At 62.7% G+C, this 19,724-nt stretch carries 26 protein-coding genes; 15 read left to right on the top strand and 11 right to left on the bottom strand.

Annotated features, from left to right (window positions below):
• The first annotated feature begins 33 nt into the window (after positions 1-33).
• Positions 34-213 (top strand): YjfB family protein, encoded by a 180-nt coding sequence (locus ACP7AL_RS14535; RefSeq protein WP_006018796.1) that lies wholly within the window; start codon positions 34-36, stop codon positions 211-213.
• Here ACP7AL_RS14535 and ACP7AL_RS14530 read toward each other — a convergent pair whose 3' ends face one another.
• The 7 genes from ACP7AL_RS14530 to tlpA all read right to left on the bottom strand — a co-directional run bounded on the left by ACP7AL_RS14530 (position 214) and on the right by tlpA (position 3,589).
• The gene (locus ACP7AL_RS14530; RefSeq protein WP_425992333.1) at positions 214-591 is read right to left on the bottom strand and encodes a VOC family protein; all 378 of its coding nucleotides are present in this window, start codon (positions 589-591) and stop codon (positions 214-216) included.
• A gap of 13 nt (positions 592-604) precedes the next feature.
• Positions 605-1,147: a VOC family protein gene (locus ACP7AL_RS14525; protein WP_425992331.1), complete on the bottom strand. Its 543-nt coding sequence runs from the start codon at positions 1,145-1,147 to the stop codon at positions 605-607.
• A complete protein-coding gene (locus ACP7AL_RS14520) occupies positions 1,131-1,574 on the bottom strand; it encodes a VOC family protein (protein ID WP_006018799.1) in 444 nt (147 codons plus the stop codon). The genes ACP7AL_RS14525 and ACP7AL_RS14520 overlap by 17 nt, the downstream gene beginning before the upstream one ends.
• A gap of 87 nt (positions 1,575-1,661) precedes the next feature.
• Positions 1,662-2,021 carry a DUF1428 domain-containing protein gene (locus ACP7AL_RS14515; protein ID WP_006018801.1) on the bottom strand — a complete coding sequence of 120 codons (360 nt, stop codon included), beginning with the start codon at positions 2,019-2,021 and terminating at the stop codon, positions 1,662-1,664.
• Positions 2,022-2,087: 66 nt separating this feature from the next.
• Positions 2,088-2,435 (bottom strand): SRPBCC family protein, encoded by a 348-nt coding sequence (locus ACP7AL_RS14510; RefSeq protein ID WP_425992965.1) that lies wholly within the window; start codon positions 2,433-2,435, stop codon positions 2,088-2,090.
• Positions 2,402-2,851 (bottom strand): ArsR/SmtB family transcription factor, encoded by a 450-nt coding sequence (locus ACP7AL_RS14505; RefSeq protein WP_024919537.1) that lies wholly within the window; start codon positions 2,849-2,851, stop codon positions 2,402-2,404. Before ACP7AL_RS14505 ends, ACP7AL_RS14510 begins: the two co-directional genes overlap by 34 nt.
• Positions 2,852-2,914: 63 nt before the next feature.
• Entirely contained in the window at positions 2,915-3,589 is a 675-nt protein-coding gene (tlpA, locus tag ACP7AL_RS14500; RefSeq protein ID WP_425992327.1) for a thiol:disulfide interchange protein TlpA, read from the bottom strand.
• A gap of 69 nt (positions 3,590-3,658) precedes the next feature.
• Here tlpA and argH point away from each other — a divergent pair, with 69 nt between their 5' ends.
• From argH to ACP7AL_RS14450, 10 genes are all read left to right on the top strand, one after another.
• A complete protein-coding gene (gene argH, locus ACP7AL_RS14495; RefSeq protein WP_006018804.1) occupies positions 3,659-5,056 on the top strand; it encodes an argininosuccinate lyase in 1,398 nt (465 codons plus the stop codon).
• Between the two features lie 82 nt (positions 5,057-5,138).
• Complete coding sequence (locus tag ACP7AL_RS14490) at positions 5,139-5,417, top strand: hypothetical protein (RefSeq protein WP_425992325.1); 279 nt, start codon at positions 5,139-5,141, stop codon at positions 5,415-5,417.
• Positions 5,418-5,421: 4 nt separating this feature from the next.
• A complete protein-coding gene (gene lysA / locus ACP7AL_RS14485) occupies positions 5,422-6,681 on the top strand; it encodes a diaminopimelate decarboxylase (RefSeq protein ID WP_425992323.1) in 1,260 nt (419 codons plus the stop codon).
• 288 nt (positions 6,682-6,969) lie between these two features.
• Positions 6,970-7,959, top strand: coding sequence for a Bug family tripartite tricarboxylate transporter substrate binding protein (locus tag ACP7AL_RS14480; protein ID WP_425992321.1), 990 nt, complete (start codon positions 6,970-6,972; stop codon positions 7,957-7,959).
• Positions 7,960-8,171: 212 nt separating this feature from the next.
• Positions 8,172-10,733 carry a TIGR02302 family protein gene (locus ACP7AL_RS14475; RefSeq protein WP_425992319.1) on the top strand — a complete coding sequence of 854 codons (2,562 nt, stop codon included), beginning with the start codon at positions 8,172-8,174 and terminating at the stop codon, positions 10,731-10,733.
• 143 nt (positions 10,734-10,876) lie between these two features.
• The gene (locus tag ACP7AL_RS14470; protein WP_425992317.1) at positions 10,877-11,272 is read left to right on the top strand and encodes an ArsR/SmtB family transcription factor; all 396 of its coding nucleotides are present in this window, start codon (positions 10,877-10,879) and stop codon (positions 11,270-11,272) included.
• Between the two features lie 62 nt (positions 11,273-11,334).
• Complete coding sequence (locus tag ACP7AL_RS14465; protein WP_425992316.1) at positions 11,335-11,772, top strand: VOC family protein; 438 nt, start codon at positions 11,335-11,337, stop codon at positions 11,770-11,772.
• 39 nt (positions 11,773-11,811) lie between these two features.
• Positions 11,812-12,339, top strand: coding sequence for an SRPBCC family protein (locus ACP7AL_RS14460; protein WP_425992314.1), 528 nt, complete (start codon positions 11,812-11,814; stop codon positions 12,337-12,339).
• A 17-nt stretch (positions 12,340-12,356) separates the two neighbouring features.
• Positions 12,357-12,755, top strand: a complete 399-nt coding sequence (locus ACP7AL_RS14455; RefSeq protein WP_425992312.1) for a DoxX family protein — start codon at positions 12,357-12,359, stop codon at positions 12,753-12,755.
• A 36-nt stretch (positions 12,756-12,791) separates the two neighbouring features.
• Positions 12,792-13,325 carry an SRPBCC family protein gene (locus tag ACP7AL_RS14450; protein ID WP_006018814.1) on the top strand — a complete coding sequence of 178 codons (534 nt, stop codon included), beginning with the start codon at positions 12,792-12,794 and terminating at the stop codon, positions 13,323-13,325.
• 21 nt (positions 13,326-13,346) lie between these two features.
• On the opposite strand, the gene soxR is transcribed toward ACP7AL_RS14450, so the two are convergent.
• Positions 13,347-13,805: a redox-sensitive transcriptional activator SoxR gene (gene soxR / locus ACP7AL_RS14445; RefSeq protein ID WP_425992309.1), complete on the bottom strand. Its 459-nt coding sequence runs from the start codon at positions 13,803-13,805 to the stop codon at positions 13,347-13,349.
• 98 nt (positions 13,806-13,903) lie between these two features.
• Here soxR and ACP7AL_RS14440 point away from each other — a divergent pair, with 98 nt between their 5' ends.
• Positions 13,904-14,293, top strand: a complete 390-nt coding sequence (locus ACP7AL_RS14440) for an antibiotic biosynthesis monooxygenase family protein (RefSeq protein WP_006018816.1) — start codon at positions 13,904-13,906, stop codon at positions 14,291-14,293.
• Between the two features lie 28 nt (positions 14,294-14,321).
• On the opposite strand, the gene ACP7AL_RS14435 is transcribed toward ACP7AL_RS14440, so the two are convergent.
• Entirely contained in the window at positions 14,322-15,110 is a 789-nt protein-coding gene (locus tag ACP7AL_RS14435; protein WP_024919523.1) for an SDR family NAD(P)-dependent oxidoreductase, read from the bottom strand.
• Between the two features lie 152 nt (positions 15,111-15,262).
• Between ACP7AL_RS14435 and ACP7AL_RS14430 the strand changes: the two genes are divergently transcribed.
• Positions 15,263-16,474, top strand: a complete 1,212-nt coding sequence (locus ACP7AL_RS14430) for a multidrug effflux MFS transporter (RefSeq protein ID WP_425992306.1) — start codon at positions 15,263-15,265, stop codon at positions 16,472-16,474.
• A gap of 1 nt (position 16,475) precedes the next feature.
• Here the strand turns inward: ACP7AL_RS14430 and ACP7AL_RS14425 are convergent, their stop codons facing one another.
• Positions 16,476-16,850, bottom strand: coding sequence for a response regulator (locus ACP7AL_RS14425; RefSeq protein WP_425992304.1), 375 nt, complete (start codon positions 16,848-16,850; stop codon positions 16,476-16,478).
• Positions 16,851-17,720, bottom strand: a complete 870-nt coding sequence (locus ACP7AL_RS14420) for an MJ0042-type zinc finger domain-containing protein (protein WP_425992302.1) — start codon at positions 17,718-17,720, stop codon at positions 16,851-16,853. It lies immediately after the preceding gene.
• A gap of 176 nt (positions 17,721-17,896) precedes the next feature.
• Here ACP7AL_RS14420 and ftsE point away from each other — a divergent pair, with 176 nt between their 5' ends.
• Both ftsE and ACP7AL_RS14410 read left to right on the top strand, forming a co-directional pair.
• Complete coding sequence (gene ftsE, locus ACP7AL_RS14415) at positions 17,897-18,556, top strand: cell division ATP-binding protein FtsE (protein WP_006018821.1); 660 nt, start codon at positions 17,897-17,899, stop codon at positions 18,554-18,556.
• The gene (locus ACP7AL_RS14410; protein ID WP_425992300.1) at positions 18,549-19,511 is read left to right on the top strand and encodes a cell division protein FtsX; all 963 of its coding nucleotides are present in this window, start codon (positions 18,549-18,551) and stop codon (positions 19,509-19,511) included. The genes ftsE and ACP7AL_RS14410 overlap by 8 nt, the downstream gene beginning before the upstream one ends.
• The last annotated feature ends 213 nt before the right edge of the window (positions 19,512-19,724 follow it).

Below are 19,724 nucleotides of genomic sequence, written 5' to 3'. Positions count from 1 at the left end.
TCCGCAACTTGAGTCGCGGAGAGTGCGTTTCCAATGGACGTAATGAGCATCGTTAGCAGCATGATGGCCATGCAGGCTGCCAACACCCAGCAGCAGATCGCGACCAGCGTCATGAAGCAGAACATCGATTCGGAGAAATCGGTGCTGCAACTGCTCCAGCCCGCCGCGAACAATCCGCCCGGCGTCGGCGGCAATCTCGATATTTCGGTCTGATCAATCGGCCGGCGTAATCCACCCGATGCCCGCGCCGCCAGGCTCGGTCAGGATGGCGATGCGGCCCACATGCGGCACGTCGAAGATCGGCCGCATCAATTGCGCGCCTGCCGCAATCGCCGCCTTCACCCGCGCATCGACGTCGTCGACAGCCAGATAGGACATCCAGCCCTCTGGAACGCCATCGAAGGCGGGCCTGTTGGTCGGAAAAATTCCGGCGGCCATTTCGCCGTCGGCATAGGCCACCCAGTAGGTCGCGCCGTCTTCCATCGGCATGCCCTCGAACGTCCAGCCGATGGTTTTCTGATAGAACTGCTTGGCGCGTTCCGGGTCCGGCGTCATCAATTCGTTCCAGTGGAAATGGCCGTGGGACGTCATGGTGATTTCCTCGTTACATCATGCCATTGGCATCGAGCACGGACAGGATATTGCCGGCCGGATCCTTGAACCATGCGATGGTCGGACCGCCGTTGCCGCGGGAAATGCCCTTCGCGTCGGTTTTGAATTCCGGCTCGTTGTAGATTTCGAAGCGCACGCCGCGCTTTCCCAGCTCGTCGACGGCCTTGTCGACATCGTCGACCGGAAAGTTGAGAACGGTGAAGGTTGCGGGTGTGTGATTGGCTTTCGGATAGATCAGCACATTGGCGCCGCCGCCAAGATGCAGGTTCAGTATTCCGTGGTCTTCGGACACTTCGAGTCCCAGCGTGCCGCTGTAGAATTCCCTGGCTTTCCCGATATCGTTGGCCGAGAAGCCGCTGAATGCATGGCTTGCTTTCAACATGGCTGCGCTCCTTTGCATCACGATGGTTTCGGCTTGCGCCCACGCGGCATGGAACGCGCGGGTGTAGAGATTGGTTGCGGCCTGGGAGGGAATGGCGAAACCGCCATTCCCTGCACAGGAGGCACGCTGGAGAGTGTCAGGCCGCCTGGTCATAGGCTTGTTTCAAGGTCTTGATGTCGAGCTTGACCATCTTCATCATGGCTTCCATCACCTTCTGTGATTGCGAAGGCGTGCCGCTTTTCATCATCTCGCCAAGAGCGGTCGGAACGATCTGCCACGACAGGCCGAATTTGTCCTTGAGCCAACCGCATCTCGATTCCTCGCCGCCGTCGGCGGTTAGTTTGTTCCAGAAGTAGTCCACCTCTTCCTGGCTCTCGACGCTGACAAAGAAGGAGACGGCCTCGTTGAATTTGAATTGCGGGCCGCCATTGAGAGCGTTGAACCTCTGTCCTTCGAGTTCAAAGGTCGCCATGAAATCATTGACGGTTTCGACTTTGGCATTGGGAAACACCGACTTGTAGAAGGCGACAGCCTCGGGGACGTTGTTATCGAACCAGAGGAACGGCGTGATCGAAGTCATGGGATGTCCTTGGTTGAACTGGGCACGGACTCTGTCGTTGAGAGGAGTCACGAGCGCCTAGCGGTTTCAGAACCGTGATGAGTGGCTCTACGCCGTGACGATGGTGTCGAACCCGCCGAAGAACATGCGCTTGGCATCGAACGGCATCTTCTTCGGATCCATCATTTTCGCGAGGCGCGGATCTTTCATCACCTTGGCCATCACGGCGTCGCGATGCTTGCGCGACCTGTAGGTGATCCATGAGAAGACCACGGTCTCGCCGGTCTTCAGTTTCACGCTCTGCGGAAACGACGTCAGCTTGCCGGGCTTGACGTCTTCGGCGACGCATTCGCGGTAATCGAGCGCGCCATGATCGAGCCAGACCTTGCAGGCCAGCTTCGCCAGAGCTTTGTAGGCTTTCAGATTCTTCTTCGGCACCGGCAAAACAAATCCGTCGACATACTGCATTTCAAACTCCCTTGGTGTTTTCCAGGTTTAAGCCGGTGGCGGTCGCCGCCGGCGCCGTTGTGCATTTCAGGCGAAAAACTTCTCGAGCTTGTCGAGCGTTCCGGTCCAGCCGCGCTTGTGGCCGTCGCGGGCAGCTTCATCGAAGAACTTGTCGTGGGTGAGCGTGAGCAGTGTCACGTCGCCTTCCTCGCGCAGCACCACGGTCACCTGTGAGACGCGCTCCGGTGTCGAGTGCCACGCCCAACTGAAGACCAGCCGCTGATACGGCGTCACTTCCAGATATCTGCCGCCCACCTGATGCGACTGACCGTCATCGGTGCTGAAATTGATCTTGAAGTGGCCGCCGACACGTACATCCATGTCGGCCTTGACGCTGTCGCCTATGGTGTGTCCGGGTCCGAACCACTGGACGATTTTCGTGGGGTCCGTCCACGCTTCGAAGACTTTGGAGGCTGGGGCTTTGAGCCGTCGGGCGAGGGTGAGGCTGGGCTGGGTGAGCATAGGTCCTTCTCCACAAAAGCGGCGAGACGATCGAGTTGCGCGGTCCAGAATCGCTGGTAGCGGCTGAGCCATTCCATTGCCTGCTCCATCGGGGCCGCTGTCAGGCGGCACGTGACTGTGCGGCCTGTCTTGCTCCTGGTGATGAGCCCGGCGTCCGACAGCACATCGAGATGCTTCATGACCGCGGGCAGCGACATCGCGAACGGCTTCGCGAGTTCGCTGATCGTGACGCTCTCGCGCCCCTCCAATTCCGCCAGCAGCGCGCGCCGCGTCGGATCGGCGACGGCGGCAAAGACGCGATTCAGGCGGTCAGCAGAATAGTAAACCATGTGGTTAAGTATAGGGGCGCGCGCGATGCCGTCAAGTGGCTGTCGTCAGATGGAACTGCGGCGTTATTTCGCGGTCGCGGCCTTGATTAGGTTCATCGCGTCGTCGCTCGCCCATTCGGCGGGGCCTGCAATGGTGGCGATCTCGCATCCCGCACCATCGACCAGCACCGAGGTCGGCATTCCAAGTGCACGCCCGGCGCTCTTCAACTCCTGAAACACCTTTGCCTTCTGGTCATGGAAATAGGCGAGCTTGGTGAGGTTACCTTCCTTCAGGAAGTTCTTCGGCTTCTCAGGGTCGCGGGTGTCGATATTGATCGCGACCACCTCGAAGTCCTTGCCGCCGAGCGTCTCCTGCAGCTTGTCGAGCGCCGGCATTTCCTTGCGGCATGGCACGCACCAGGTCGCCCACAGATTGATGAGGACGGTGCGGCCCCTCCACTCCGACAGCTTTCTTGTCTTGCCCTCGGAATCCTCGAAAGCGAGATCGGGCAACTGAAGCGGCGCCGTGGCCATGGTTAATGCCGCGACCTCGCCTTTGGCAAAAGGCGCGATTTTCCTGGCCAGATCGACCGCGGGCGCACATTGGGCCTGCGCATGCGCATTGCGCATTAACCCACCGATCCCGTATACCCCACCCATTCCCGCTGCGGCCGCTATAATGACGGAAACGACGGTCATCCGGATGCGATAAGCATTCGCGCGGGGCAATTTGGGCGTCGATGGATCGATGTCGGGCATGAGGTCTCGTCTGACGGAAGCTTCGGTTGATGGTTGGATTTCTGAGCAGGAACGCGTGAGTACCAGAATATGAGCAACAAGATGTGGGGCGGCCGCTTCGGTGAAAGTCCCGACGCGATCATGGAGGAGATCAACGTCTCGATCGACGTTGATCAGCACCTTTACGCCCAGGATATCGCCGCGTCCAAGGCTCACGCAGCCATGCTCGCCGCTCAAGGCATCATTACGGCCAACGATGCAAAAAACATCACCGGCGGTCTAGACACGATTTTGTCAGAAATCGGCAAGGGCTCGTTCTCGTTCAAGCGCGCGCTCGAAGACATTCACATGAATGTCGAAAGCCGTCTCGGCGAACTGATCGGACCGGCCGCAGGCCGCCTGCATACCGCACGCTCGCGCAACGATCAGGTTGCGACCGATTTCCGGCTTTACGTCCGCGACGTCATCGACGACATCGACAGGGCGCTCGCCGCGTTTCAGCGCGCGCTGGTGGATCGCGCCATCGAGCATGCCGACACCGTGATGCCGGGCTTCACCCATTTGCAGACCGCGCAGCCTGTGACATTCGGTCATCATCTGCTCGCTTACACGGAGATGGCGTCGCGCGACCGCGGACGTTTCGCGGACGCCCGCAAGCGGCTGAACGAAAGTCCGCTCGGCGCTGCTGCACTGGCTGGGACATCGTTTCCGATCGACCGCCACGCGACCGCCAGCGCGCTCGGATTCGACCGCCCGATGGCGAATTCGCTCGACGCGGTCTCCGACCGGGATTTCGTGCTGGAGGCGCTGTCGGCGTCGGCGATCGCGGCGGTTCACCTGTCCCGCTTCGCCGAGGAGATCGTGATCTGGACATCGCCGCTGGTCGGGCTGGTGTCGCTGTCGGACAAGTTCACCACCGGCTCCTCGATCATGCCGCAAAAGAGAAATCCGGATGCCGCCGAACTGGTGCGCGCCAAGACCGGCCGCGTCATCGGTTCGCTGACGGCGCTGCTGATCGTGATGAAGGGGCTGCCGCTCGCCTATCAAAAGGACATGCAGGAAGACAAGCAGGGCGCGATGGAAGCGTTCGCCGCACTCTCGCTTGCGATCCGCGCCATGACCGGCATGACGCTCGATCTGGTGCCGGAAGAAGCGCGCATGAAGGTCGCGGCCGGCGAAGGTTATGCGACGGCGACCGATCTCGCCGACTGGCTGGTGCGCACGCTGAAAATGCCGTTCCGCGACGCCCATCACGTGACCGGCCGCATCGTGGCGAAGGCGTCGGAGCAGGGACTGGCGCTGCACAAGGTACCGCTTGCGGAGATGCAGGCGGTCGAGCCCAGAATCACGGCGTCGGTATTCGATGTTCTGTCCGTGCAGGCTTCGGTGGAAAGCCGCACCAGCTATGGCGGGACCGCGCCGGACAACGTGCGCAAGCAGGCCAAGGAGTGGCTCAAACGGCTTGAAAAAGAGCAAAATTCGGGCTGACCCCGGATATTTTCGTTCAATCCGGGCCTCGCCAGAACGGCACCTTCTTTGTATGGTGGCGCGCAATTTCAAGGACTGACTCGTGTCTCGTTCTCATCCTTCCTTCTCGAAGCTGACGGCCATTGGGCTGATTGCACTGTCGTGCGCGCTCGCCGGCTGCGGCCGCAAGGCCTATCTCGATGCTCCTCCGGGGGCTTCCGTGGATCAGACCAACCCGCAGAACTCAGACTTCGGCATTGCTGATCGGAATTCGGCGGGCAGCCTTCAGAGCGAGGTCTATCGGCCGCCCGGCAGTGCCAACGCACCGCTTGCGCCGCGCGGAGATAAAAAGCGGATTCCGCTCGACGCGATTCTGGACTGATCTCATGAACCATTTTCAGTATCGCAACGGCGTGCTGCACGCCGAAGACGTGAGCTTGGCCCGCCTCGCCGATGAGGTGGGAACGCCTTTCTATTGCTATTCGACCGCAACCCTCGAGCGTCACTACCGGGTGTTCGCCGAAGCCTTTGCGGACGTGCCGTCGCTGGTGTGCTACGCGATGAAGGCGAATTCCAACCAGTCGGTGCTGCGCACCCTGGCCAGGCTCGGTGCCGGAGCCGACGTGGTATCCGGCGGCGAATTGAAGCGCGCCCGGGCCGCCGGCATTCCCGCATCGAAGATTTTGTTCTCCGGTGTCGGCAAGACCGAAGCCGAACTGCGGCAGGCGCTCGCTGAAGATATCCTCTGCATCAATGTGGAATCCGAGCCCGAGCTCGAACTGCTGTCGAAACTCGCCAGCGAGACGGGGCGTACCGCGCGCATCTCCATCCGCATCAATCCGGATGTCGATGCTAAGACGCATGCCAAGATTTCAACGGGCAAGTCCGAGAACAAGTTCGGCATTCCATTGAGCCGCGCGCGCGAAGTTTACGCCCGCGCCGCGAAGCTGCCCGGCATCAAGGTCACCGGCGTGGACACGCACATCGGCAGCCAGATCACCGATCTCGGCCCGCTGGAGGATGCGTTCAAGCTGATGGTGGATTTCGTCGCAACGCTGCGTGCCGATGGCCATACCATCTCGCATGTCGATTTCGGCGGCGGCCTCGGCATTCCCTATGAGCACGACCTGCCTAATCCGCCGGAACCCTCCATCTATGCCGCGATGGTCAAGCGCGTCACCAAGGGGATCGACGCGACATTGATGTTCGAGCCGGGCCGCCTGATCGTGGGCAATGCCGGAATTCTCGTCGCCCGCGTGATCTATGTGAAGCATGGCGATGCAAAGAACTTCGTCGTCATCGATGCGGCGATGAACGACCTCATTCGTCCGACGCTGTATGAAGCGCATCACGACGTGCTGCCGGTTCGCGAAGACGCGGCGCGTAATTTTGTCGCGGACGTGGTCGGACCGGTCTGCGAGACCGGCGACTATCTCGCGCTCGACCGCAAGATGGCCGAACCGAGACCGGCCGATCTGGTGGCGATCATGACGGCGGGCGCTTACGGCGCGGTGCAGTCCGGCAGCTACAATACCCGCGCGCTGGTGCCCGAGGTTCTTGTGAACGGCGAGCGGTATGCGGTGGTGCGGCCGCGCATCGATGCCGAAGCCCTGATTGCGATGGATCGCGTCGCGCCGTGGCTGTAGCGGCGTAGCGCCAAAGGCGCCGCGCTGAGCGGCATTTCCCCAGACAGAAAAATTATCTTCTCATCGCTGTTCCGGCGCGAGATGAATCCGCCAGTGCGCCATATCATTTCGCAATAGCATTTCATTGCTGAAAGGCCGTTGCGAGATGATCTTTAGAGCTCATCGATGCGCTCCGCTCCACTGAAGCGGCCGCGCAGCCGATCAGGTCATCAGCGCGCCTCCGCCGCGATCATGCGGCGAAAGTAGTGATGCACGACAAGTCCTGATCGAAATGGCAGGGGATTCGTCATGCGCTCTTTTGGATTTCATCGTTTTCTTGTCGCAGCGGCTGCTGCATCCAGTCTTCTTGTCGGCATCAGTACGGGCGCTTTCGCGGACGCGTGGCCGAGCCGCACGATCAAGCTGATCGTGCCGTTCCCCGCTGGCGGTGCTGCGGACACCATCGCGCGGATCTACAGCGAGAAGCTCAGCGAGGCGCTGAAGCAGCCTGTCGTGGTTGAAAACAAGGCGGGCGCCGGCACGGCCATCGCGGCTGAAACCGTGGCCGCGGCCGATCCTGACGGATACACGCTGTCGCTGGCGCCCGCGGGACAGCTCACCATTCTCCCGCACGTGAACACGGCCATTAAATTCGATCCGTTCAAGAGTTTCGCGCCGGTATCGCCGTTGGCGTCGGTGCCTTACGTACTTGCAGCGAGCCCTGACGCGCCGGTATCGAGCGTGAAGGATCTCGTCGCCGCGGCAAAGAAGGAGCCGGGCAAGTTCACCTATTCGTCGTGCGGTCCGGGAACGCTCTGCCATCTGAGCGGCGAACTGTTCAAGAGCCTGACCGGCACGGACTTGCTACATGTTCCGTTCAAGGGCAGCGCGCCTGCCGTCAACGCCTTGCTCGGCAATCAGGTGAATCTCGCGTTCGATACACTTACTGTGCTCGCGCCCCAGATCAGGGATGGCAAGGTCAAGGGGTTGGCAGTGACAAGCCGCGAACGTTCTCCGTTGCTTCCCAACGTGCCGACCGCCGCGGAAGCCGGCGTGGCTGACTTCGTGGTGGACTCCTGGTTCGGCCTCGTCGTGCCTGCGGCGACGCCGGCACCGATCGTGGAGCGCCTGAACGCGGAAGTGATCCGCATCGGAAAGCTCCCGGACGTGCGCGAGCGTCTTGAAGCGCAAGGCCTGAGCGTCACCACCTCGACCCCTGAGGCGTTCGCGCAGTTGATCCGCACCGATTATGAGCGTTGGGGAAGGGTCGTGGACACAGCAGGGGCGAAGCTCAATTGACCAGCGGAGCAGGACGGGCGGTGATTTCCGCCGCCTGTTCCGGGGTGTGTCACATTCGCCTTCTGAAATCCGGTTTGACCTTCTCTGTCACGTGTTCGTGAGAGTTCGGCTGCCCTTGCGGCAGGCTGTTTGCATGTGGGTACGCAGGACTGAAGCCATGCCTCATTGCCGCCGCTGTGCTAGGCTGCACTGAGTTGACTCTGGAGAGCCTGTTGAACGGACCGACCCCAGACCCATCCGAGCGTCCGCGCGCTGCCGAGGAGGCCCGGCGTCTTCAGCTTGCGCAAGCCTTGCGGCGGGCGCGGCTTGCGGTCGCATGGGAGCGCGGCTGGCCGCACTTCGCGCGGCTGCTGACGGTCGTGGGTCTGTTCCTTGCGGCATCCTGGGCGGGTCTCTGGGTCGCGTTCCCCTTCTCGGTGCGCATTTTTGCATTCGCGGTCTTCGCCCTGCTTGCAGTCGCCGCCCTGATCCCGGCAATCCGGTTTCGCTGGCCGACACGTGAGGATGCACTGCGCCGCCTCGATCGCGGAACCGGAATTCCCCATCGTCCGGCCACGGCGCTGACCGATACGCTGAAGTCGCAGGACCCGATCACCCAGGCGCTGTGGCAGGAGCAGCATGCGCGGACACTGGCGTCGATCAAGCGCATCCGCGCCGGTCTGCCGTCGCCGCGTCTCGCGCTTCACGATCCGTGGGCGCTGCGCGCGCTGGTTGTCGTGCTGATGGTCGCGACCTTCATCGCCGCCGGCAGCGATCGTTTGGCGCGCGTCGTCGCGGCGTTCGACTGGGACGGCGCCTTTTCCGCGGCGAATGTTCGCGTCGATGCGTGGGTGACACCGCCGCCCTACACCAGCCGTCCGCCGATCATCCTGTCGAACTCCCTGAACAAGGACGCACCTCCGTCAGACATGGGACCTGTCTCGGTTCCGGCGGGCAGCACGCTGATCGTCCGTTCCAGCGGCGGCAGGCTCGACGTCTCCGCAGCAGGCGGCGTGACGGAAGTCCCGGCGGCAGCGAACGCGCCGCACGGCACCAGCGAGCGGCACTTCACCATTGCCGGTGACGGCACTGCGCATGTCCGCTCGCCGTCGGGCCAGCCGCAATGGACGTTCAGGGCGATGCCTGATCGTGCGCCGAGTATCTCGCTCGCCAAGGATCCAGAGCGCCAGGCCAAGGGCGCTCTGCTGCTGTCCTACAAGCTTGAAGACGATTACGGCGTGACCGAAGCGCAGGCGCAGTTCGCGCCTCGCGCCGGCAAGCAGGAGGACGATAGCGCCAGGCCGCAGCCGCTGTTCGATCCGCCGTCGATTACGCTCGGATTGCCGAACGTGCGCACCCGCAACGGCGTCGGCCAGACCGTCAAGGATCTCAGCGAAAATCCCTATGCCGGCGCGGATGTCACGCTGACGCTGACGGCGAAGGATGAAGCCGGCAACGAAGGGCGCAGCGAGCCGTTCGACATGCGGCTGCCGGAGCGGCTGTTCGTAAAGCCGCTGGCGCGCGCGCTGATCGAGCAGCGCCGCAATCTTGCACTCGACGCCAACCAGAAGCCGCTGGTGCTGATCGCGCTCGATGCGCTGATGATCGCCCCCGAAGCGTTCACACCGGAGCTTGGGCACTATCTCGGCCTGCGCAGCATCGCGTCCCAGCTTGGCCATGCCAGTACGCGTGAGGCCATGCGCGAGACTGTCGACAACCTATGGGCGCTCGCTGTCGCGATCGAGGACGGCAACATCACCGATGTCGAGAAGGCGTTGCGGGCTGCGCAGGACGCCCTGAAGGAAGCGCTCGATCGCGGCGCCAGCGACGAAGAGATCAAGAAGCTGACGGAGAACCTGCGCGCTGCGCTGGATAAGTTCATCCGGCAACTGGCCGAACAGCAGCGTAACAACCCGCAGCAACTGGCGCGGCCGCTGGACCCCAATGCCAAGGTGTTGAGCCAGCAGGATCTGAAAAACATGATCGATCGCATGGAGCGGCTGTCGCGCTCCGGCGACAAGGATGCCGCGCGGGCGCTGCTCGAGCAGTTGCAGCAGATGCTGGAAAACCTGCAGATGGCGCAGCCGGGGCAGGGCGACGGCGAGATGGAGCAGGCGCTGAACGAACTCGGCGACATGATCCGCAAGCAGCAGCAGTTGCGCGACAAGACATACAAGCAGGGCCAGGATTCGCGCCGGGACCGCAGCCGCGGCGAGCAGGGCGACCAGAACCAGATGGAGGGCCTGCGTCAGGACCAGCAGGCGCTGCGCGACCGGCTGAGCAAGCTGCTCGACGATATGAAGAAAAACGGCATGATGCCGGGGCGGCGCGGTGACAAAGGCCAGCCGGGTCAGGGGCAGCAGCCGGGCCAGGGACAGGACGGCCAGCAGGACGACGGCGACGCGCTCGGCGACGCCGATTCGGCGATGGGCGACGCGGGCAACCAGCTTGGCCAGGGCAATGCCGACAGCGCGGCGGATTCGCAGGGCCGTGCGCTCGAAGCCCTGCGCAAGGGTGCGCAGAATCTCGCGCAGTCGATGCAGCAGGGCGAAGGGCAGGACGGCGGCCCGGGAAATCGCACGGGCCGTCAACAGAACAGCGGCAACACCACCGATCCGCTCGGGCGGCCGCTCAATGGCCGCGAGTGGAGTGACGATCTCACCGTGAAGATCCCCGGCGAGATCGATGTGCAGCGCGTGCGGCGGATTCTCGAAGAGCTGCGCCGCCGTCTTGCGGACCCGCAGCGGCCGCAGATCGAGCTCGATTACATCGAGCGTTTGCTCAAGGATTATTGAGCCTTACGCCGCCGCTGCTCGCTTCTGGCCGCCGCGGAATAGCCCACACGATTTTTTCAGATCAGGAGAGCGCTTGACAGTTTCAGGCTACGGCTGTACTTAACCAAAAGGTTATTTAACCAAATGGTTACATGAGAACGCCGATGGACCCGCTCAGCACCAAATTCGCAGCACTGGCAGACCCCACCCGCCGCGCCATTCTCGCCCGGCTGGTGCTCGGCGAAACCTCGGTCACGGAGCTCGCCGAACCGTTCGCCATGAGCATGCCGGCGGTCTCGAAGCATCTGAAGGTGCTGGAGCATGCCGGTCTGGTGACGCGCGGCCGAGCGGCGCAGTGGCGTCCATGCAAGATCGAACCGGCGGCGCTCAAGGAAGTCGACGACTGGCTCGAGAGCTATCGCCGGTTCTGGGAGGCGGGACTGGATCGCCTCGAGGAATATCTCGGCGAGTTGCAGGCGAAGGAGAAGCTGGAAGCTGCCCCAAAGCCGCGCAACACGGCGAAGCGGAAATCTCCACGGCGCGCGCCTTCAAAGAAATAAAGCGCCGCCTTGCGGCGACGCTCCCACATCACATCAAGCACCCCAAAGTATCGGAGTTACCCATGGCCGACCAATCAGTTCAGCTTCCCCCGCTCGTTCCGCATCTCGTTGTCGATGCCGCCGTCGATGCGCTGGCGTTCTACAGCAAGGCCTTCGGTGCGACCGAAACGCTGCGCATGCCGGCGGAAGACGGCAAGCGTCTGATGCACGCCCAGATGACCGTGAACGGCGCGGCCGTGTATCTGATGGACTACTTCCCGGAGTATTGCAGCCACGGCGACGGCAAGACCGAATCTCCCGGCAAGCTCGGCGGCTCGACATTCCTTATCCATCTCGAAGTGCCGAACTGCGACGAAGCCTACAAGCGCGCGATCGCCGCCGGCGCCACATCGATCCTCGAGCCCTGGGATGCATTCTGGGGCGCGCGTTACGCGCAGGTGCGCGATCCGTTCGGCCACGGCTGGAGCCTCGCGCATCCGCAGCCGGCGCCAGCCGCCTGATCGCCGGCGCCCAAAGCAATATCTTTCGGAGAAAAGAAAATGGCTTCAGCTCAATCCGCCATTGCGGAAACCTACAGCAAGGAATTCGTCATCGAGCGTCTGTTCGATGCGCCGCGCGACCTCGTCTGGAAGGTGTTCACCCAGAGCGATCATTTGATGAAATGGTGGGGTCCGAAGGGATTCAAGATGCTCGTCGGCGATCTCGATCTCCGGCCGGGCGGGACGTTTCACTACGGCATGCAGGCGCCGGACGGCAGCGAGATGTGGGGCAGGTGGGTGTTCCGCGAGATCGTCAAGCCCGAGCGGCTGGTCTTTGTCAGTTCGTTTTCCGACAAGGATGGCGGTCTCTCTCGTCATCCGATGGCGCCGACATGGCCGATCGAAATGCTGGGAACCGCAACCTTCATCGATAAGGGCGGCAAGACCCTGCTGGTCAATCGCACGGTCGCGCTCAATGGCTCGGATGAAGAGCGTGCGACCTTCGAGGGCAACTTCGCCAGCATGACGCAGGGGTGGGGCGGAACGTGGGATCAGCTCGCCGCGTATCTCGCATCGCTGCAAGCCTGACATCCGGAGCAGGCACCATGAACGAGCTTGTTCCGATTTCGACGACGGCGCTGTGGACCGGACGCGTTCTCAGCGGCCTGGTGATCGTGTTCCTGCTGTTCGACGCCGTCATCAAGCTGATTCCGCTCGATGTCGTCGTCGAGACATCGCGCCAGCTTGGTATTCCGACGAATCTCGCGGTGACGCTGGGTGTGCTGACCCTGCTTGGTACGCTGCTCTATGCGTATCCGCGGACCTCGGTGCTCGGCGCGATTTTGCTGACCGGATATCTCGGCGGCGCGATCTATGTGCACGTGCGCGCCGGCAGCCCGCTGTTCAGCCACACGCTGTTCGGCGTCTATCTGGGCATTCTGCTTTGGGGCGGGCTCTACCTGCGCGACGAGCGGCTGCGTCTGATTTTTCCCTGGCGTCGCTGACGCCCGAACTCAATCACATCTGAGACGGAGAGTAGCATGACGACCCTGATGTATATTGCCATCATCCTGGCGATCGTGATCGCGATCGTTCTGATCCTCGCTGCGCTACGGCCGAACACGTTCCGCATCGAACGTTCGATCGATATCAATGCACCGGCGGACAAGATATTTCCGCTGATCAACGATTACAAAAACTGGGGATCATGGTCGCCATACGAGCATGTCGATCCCGCCATGCAGCGGACCTTCAGCGGTGCACCGAACGGCAAGGGCTCCGTGTACGAATGGCGCGGCAACAAGAATATCGGCCATGGCCGCATGGAGATTCTCGATGCGACGCCGCCGTCGAAGATCGTCATCAAGCTGGATTTCTTCAGCCCGTTCGAGGCCCACAACATCGCCGAGTTCACCATGCGGCCGCTGGGCAGCACGACGACCGTGACCTGGGCCATGCATGGTCCGGCGCCCTACATGGCGAAGATCATGCACATGGTCTTCAAGATGGATCGCATGGTCGGCGGCCAGTTTCAGCAGGGCCTGACCAGCATGAAGGCGGTTGCGGAAAAGTGACGGAGCGATGCGGTGTCCATGCTATCGATCAAACAATCGTGCGCCCGGACCCCGCTTACTTGCCTTGTCACCCGGATTGCGCAATGGGCAGGTCTTCAGCGACAGGCAACCGCATCCGATACAGCCGCTCAACTGGTCGCGCAGGCGGGTCAATGTGGCGATCCGGTCGTCGAGATCGGCGCGCCACGCCGCCGACAGCCTGGCCCAGTCCCTGACCGTCGGGACCCGTCCGTCCGGCAGCGACGCCAGCGCATTGCGGATTGTCGCCAGCGGCAATCCGGTGCTCTGCGCCACCTTGATGACGGCGACACGGCGCAACACCGCTCGCGGATAGCGGCGCTGATTGCCGCGGTTCCGCGAGCTCGTAATCAGTCCCTTGGATTCATAGAAGTGAAGAGTGGAGACAGGGACACCGCAGCGTTCAGCCACCTCGCCGACGCTCAGCTCCCGTGCAATTCCGGTGGGTTTGTTCTGCTTCATCGTTGCTTGACCTCAACCATGGTTGAGGTTCTAGGCTGCCCTCATCGCCGCCGCAAGCATCGCAATGTGGTGAGTGACCGACAATCAGAGATGGAAACATGCCAGAAGCGAAGTATCAGGATCGGAATCAATCACAGGACAGCCCGCCGCGGCCGTTCGTGCTCATCAACAGTTTCACGCCCAAGCCGGGTAAGATCGACGAACTGGCGAACCTGCTCGGGGCTGCGCGCGATCGCTTCGCCGACCGGGTCCCCGGTTTTCACGGCGGCCGGGTCTACCGCGACGTCGATGGAAACTCGGCTCTGCTCATCAGCGTGTTTGAAACCGAAGATCACTACGAAGACTGGATCTCGACCGCGATGTTTGCCGAATATCAGAGGCAGATCACGGATATTACCGACGGCATGGGACAATCCCGGATCGAAGCCGGCCGTCCACGGCGAACCGGCAGCCGCAGAACGATGCACATGGGAGACGCAGCCGCTTAAACGTCGAAATGGCGGACGTGACCTGTTCTCAGCCGTTGCGGCCCTCGCCGCGCAGTGTCGGCAGGCCGATGCCGGTGGCTTCGAATCCGCCGTCGACACAAAGCATCTGTCCGGTGATGTAACTGGCGCGGTCGCTGCACAGGAAGAAGATCGCCTCCGCGAGTTCTTCCTCGAGGCCGTAGCGGTTGAGCGGAATGGTGTCGTGATAGTCGGCGCGGATCGCGGGCGTGTGTACCGCCTTCGCCATCGCGGTGTCGACCGGGCCCGGCGCAACGGCGTTGACGCGAATCCCGAGCGTGGCGAGTTCGACCGCGAACTGCTTGGTGAGATGAGCCAGGCCGGCCTTGCTCGTGCCGTAAGCCGTGCGCAGCGTCGAGGCGCGAAGCGCCGAAATCGAGGTGATGTTTACGATCGCTCCGCCGCCGGTCTCGCGCATCAGCGGCGCTGCCGCCTGGGTGCAAAGGAACGGACCGGTCAGATTGACCGCCAGGACGCGATCCCAATCGGCCTGCGTCGTTTCCAGCAGCGGCTTGAAGATCGCGATGCCGGCATTGTTGACCAGCGCATCGAGCCGTCCGAAATGCTGGATCGCCTGCTTGAATGCCGCAGCGACCGCGTCGGCATCCGATACATCGCAATGGATTGCCAGCGTGGTCTCGGGTGCTGCAAGCGCCTTGAAAGTCTGGGCAAGCAGATCTTTTTCGATGTCGAGCAGCGCGACCTGCCAGCCTTCCGCCAGAAACCGTTTCGCAGCGGCAAGCCCGATGCCGCGCGCCGCGCCGGTCACCAGTGCGACCTTCTGTTGTCCCTTGGTCATGTCCCGTCCCGTTTCTTGATTGACGCCATCGGCGCTCTCCATGGCATTGACCATTTTTCGCGGGCCGCCACAACAACTTCACATGCCGGCCACGCGGTCTGATCGCGCGTCCGCTCACACAAACGACAATAATATTCAGGATACGTCACGCCATGTCTTCTACATCATCAAGCTTTGCCAGGAACGCGATCGTGCTCGGCCTGCTGTCCGCGATCGGGCCCTTTGCCATTGATATGTATCTGCCCGCGCTGCCGGCGATCGCGGCGGATCTCCAGGCGTCCACCGCGGCCACGCAGATGACGCTGATGGCGTTCTTCGTGGCGTTCGGGGTCTGCCAGATCGTCTATGGTCCGGTCTCCGACATGGTGGGCCGCAAGCCGCCGCTCTATTTCGGGATCGTGGTCTTTGCGCTCGGCAGCATCGGTTGCGGACTTGCGCCGAGTATCGCGTGGCTGATCTTCTTCCGCTTCGTGCAGGGCCTTGGCGCGGCGGCGGTGATGGTGATTCCGCGCGCGGTGATCCGCGACCTGCATACTGGCGTCGATGCGACACGCCTGATGTCGCTGGTCATGCTGGTGTTCAGCGTGTCGCCGATCCTGGCGCCGCTGGTCGGCAGCGGGCTGATCGTCCCGTTCGGGTGGCGCTCCGTATTCGCTGCCGTCACCGTTGCATCGGTTATCTCGTTTCTGCTGGTCGCTTTCGTGCTTCACGAGACCCGGCCGCCCGAGGAACGCGTGGAAGTCAGCGTCCGCAGCGTGCTTGACGGTTTTGCCGAACTGTTCCGCGACTGGCGCTTTCTCGGGCTGACATTCATCGGCGGCTTCGCCATGGCGGGCTTCTTTGCCTTCCTTGCCAGTTCGTCCTTCATCTATATGGGGCACTTCGGCCTGACGCCGACCCAGTACGGCCTGACATTCTCGCTCAACGCCATCGGCTTCATCGGCGCTTCCCAGTTCAGCGCATATCTTGCATCACGCTTCGGCATCACGCGGGTGGTGTCGGTGGCGGTGACCTGCTTCACGGTGGCGACGCTGGCTCTGTTTGCGGTGACCGCCGCCGGTATCGACAGCCTCGTTGTGCTGGTTGTGATGCTGTTCATCGCCAACGCCTGGCTTGGGCTGGTGATTCCTTCCACCATGGTGCTGTCGCTGGAAGATCATGGCCCGATCGCCGGCATGGCGTCGGCGCTGGGCGGAACGCTGCAGATGATCACGGGCGCGGTGACGATCGTTGTCGCCAGCGCATTCTTCAACGGAACGGCGCTGCCGATGGTGACCACGATTGCGGTGTGCGCGGTCGCGGCTTTCATCCTGACGCGGCTGACGCTCGGTCCACGCAAGAGCGTTTCGCAACTGGCGGAGTGACCTAGTCGCTGCGCGACGCCAGCGCGTCCGCAACCGCCGTGCGGATGTCTGCCACCGCAAACGGCTTGGTGATGACGTCGTGGACGATGGCTTCCAGCCCGGACGCCCGCTCGCGCTGATCGGCGAAGCCCGTCATCAGCAAAATCGTCAGCCGCGGGAAATCGCGCGCGGCGGCCAGCGCCAGCGCGATTCCGTCCATCACCGGCATTTTGATATCGGTCAGCAGAAGATCGAACGCGCCCTCGTCGCGGGTCAGGATTTCAAGCGCCTCGGCGCCGTCTTCCGCCGTGACAATCTCATGACCGTCCATGGCGATCGCACGCGCCACCAGCAGGCGCATCGACTCCTCGTCGTCGGCGATCAAAACGCGGGGCATTCAGGTTCCTCCGGTCGCGATATCCCGCTTGTGGAAGAACCTCACGGCAATTTCGCGGCCTTCGGCCGGCGGCGATGCCAGCCGTGTCTTGAACCATGCCCGCTCGCCGGGATTGAGCACGGGCTGCTCCAGCACGGCATTCCACGCATAGATGTCCGCGCCATTGGCATCGCGCACGATGAATCGCAGCCGCGGAATTTCCACCGACCGGCGTGCGACATCGATGATGGCTCCCTCGATCAGCAAGACCGTCTTGTTGTTCACTGTCTCGGTGCTGATCTTGAGATCCTCGAAGGCGAGGCCGCGCAGGTTCACACCCATGCCGATCATTTTGAAGAACGCGGCGGTTTGCGGCATCGCGCGCACCACGTCGGCGCGCCAGGCAAGCAGGGCGAACACCACCGCGCCGAGCGCCATGCAGGCGGTCGGCAAGGTCAGCACACCGGGGAGGGCTTTTGCCCAGTTCGCGGACTTCAGGAACGGTGCGAGGGATAAGCCAAGCTTCCCGAACCGGGAGGGTTTGGCGGGGCGGGCATCGGTCATGGCCTCCTGCTGGGCCAGGGCGGTCCAGTCGGCCTCGACGGCCTGTTGCGCGGCCGGGGGCTGCGGCCATTCACTGGAAATGGATGGGCTTTCGACATGCGGCACATCGCTGCGGTGCCAATCGGGCGATCCGCGATCCTTTCCGTCAAAGTCGTCCGGCGGAGGGGAGTCTTCCACGTCATACCCGGACATGGCCGAGGCCAGTTCCTGCGGCACGGCGAGCCAGACTTCCTGGCAGCGGGCGCAACGGACGCGGCGCCCCGCCGCGCTGAAATTCGCCGGATCGACCGCGTAAGATGTCGTACAATGGGGGCAAACGATGTGCATGGAATCGCCAGAATGAACGCACCGGAATCAGACGGCTAGAAGCTATCTGGCGTCCGTTAACGAATCGGAAACCATAACGGACGCAAAAGCGTTTTATGGCATCCGTCGCTGCGGTTGCCGGCCGAACGGGGGCACCCGGGCGGCGTCTCCATCGGTCATGTCGAACGGAGCTGAGATTGGTCCGGTTCGAAAATGTCGGTTTGCGTTACGGGCTCGGCCCGGAGATTCTGCGCGACCTGACCTTCCAGATCCCCGCCCGCTCATTCCAGTTTCTCACCGGGCCGTCCGGCGCTGGCAAGACCTCGCTGCTGCGCATGCTGTTCCTGTCGCTGCGGCCGACGCGGGGTCTGGTCAATCTGTTCGGGAAGGACGTGTCGCTGCTCGACAAGGATGCGCGCGCCGATCTGCGTTCGCGCATCGGCATCGTGTTGCAGGACTTCCGGCTGCTCGACCACATGACGACATATGAAAACGTCGCGCTGCCGTTCCGCGTCATGGGACGCAGCGAATCCAGCTATCGCAAGGAAGTCATCGATCTGCTCAACTGGGTCGGTCTCGGCAAGCGAATGGATGCGCTGCCGCCGATCCTGTCGGGCGGTGAGAAGCAGCGCGCCGCGATTGCGCGCGCGGTCATCTCCCGGCCGCAACTGCTGCTGGCGGACGAGCCGACCGGCAACGTCGATCCGTCGCTGGCGCGGCGGCTGCTCAGTCTTTTCATTCAATTGAACAAGTCCGGCACCGCCGTCATCATCGCGACCCACGACATCGCGTTGATGGATCAATACGAGGCGCGACGCATGGTGCTGCATGAATCGCGGCTGCACATCTATGATTGATGACCGCAAGATCATGATGGATCTGGGCGACAACACGTCGGAAGTCACGGCGAGTGCGCGCAACCTGTCGCCGATCGTCCCGCGTGGCTCGATTTCGGGGCGCGCGCTGATCGCGGTCGTCGCCATCATGACGTATCTGGCGTCGATGACCACCGGAGCGGTATTGCTGGTGCGCGCATCGGCCGCCGAATGGCAATCAGATGTCTCCAGCGAACTCACGATCCAGTTGCGGCCCTCGCCAGGCCGCGACATCGAGCGCGATGTTCGCAGCGTCATCGATGCGGCGCGTGCGCAGCCCGGAATTCTGGAAGTGCGGCCGTTCAGCAAGGCCGAGTCGGCGCGGCTTCTGGAGCCGTGGCTGGGCACCGGACTGTCGCTCGACGATCTTCCTGTTCCGCGCGTGATCGTCCTGCGCGTCGCGCCGGGTTCGACGCCGGATCTTGCGGCCCTGCGCCGCAGTGTCGCGCAGGCCGCGCCGTCCGCCACCATCGACGATCATCGTGCGTGGATCGAGCGCATGCGATCGATGACCGGCGCGATTGTTCTGGCCGGCACCGGCATTCTGATCCTCGTGATCGTGGCGACCGTGATCTCGGTGTCGTTTGCCACACGCGGTGCGATGGCAGCCAACCGGCCGATCGTCGAGGTGCTGCACTTCGTGGGCGCGCAGGATCGCTACATCGCCAACCGTTTCCTCCGCCATTTTCTGCGGCTGGGTCTCGAGGGCGGGCTGATCGGGGGCCTCGCCGCGATGCTGACATTCGGATTTTCGGAATCCATCGCAAACTGGTTCTCGGGGACGCCGGTGGGCGATCAGTTCGCGGCGCTATTGGGGACGTTCGCGCTGCCGGCCTCGGGTTATCTGGCGCTTGCCGCCCAGACCCTGATGATCGCCGCAGTCACGGCGTGGGCTTCGCGGCGAACGCTGTTTGCGACCCTTGAAGAAATCGACTGAGTGTGTTTTCAGGCGAGGAAAGCGCCGGCTTCGGCTGAAGATAACCTGTCAAAACATGGTGTTGGCGGCGTTTGAGGCCACAGCCGCGCCGGATTTTGATATAGACTGAGAACCGCGCGACAACGCGATCTGCGCCTGAGCGAGTTGAGATTGCCCGAGACCACACACAGCCGCGATACCACGCCGACGCACGGGCGCTTGCGCCATCGCGTC

This window comes from Afipia sp. DC4300-2b1, assembly GCF_049895725.1.
GTDB classification, from domain to species: domain Bacteria; phylum Pseudomonadota; class Alphaproteobacteria; order Rhizobiales; family Xanthobacteraceae; genus Afipia; species Afipia broomeae.
Note: the sequence above shows the minus strand (reverse complement) of the source record. Positions and strands in the feature narration are given on the sequence as shown.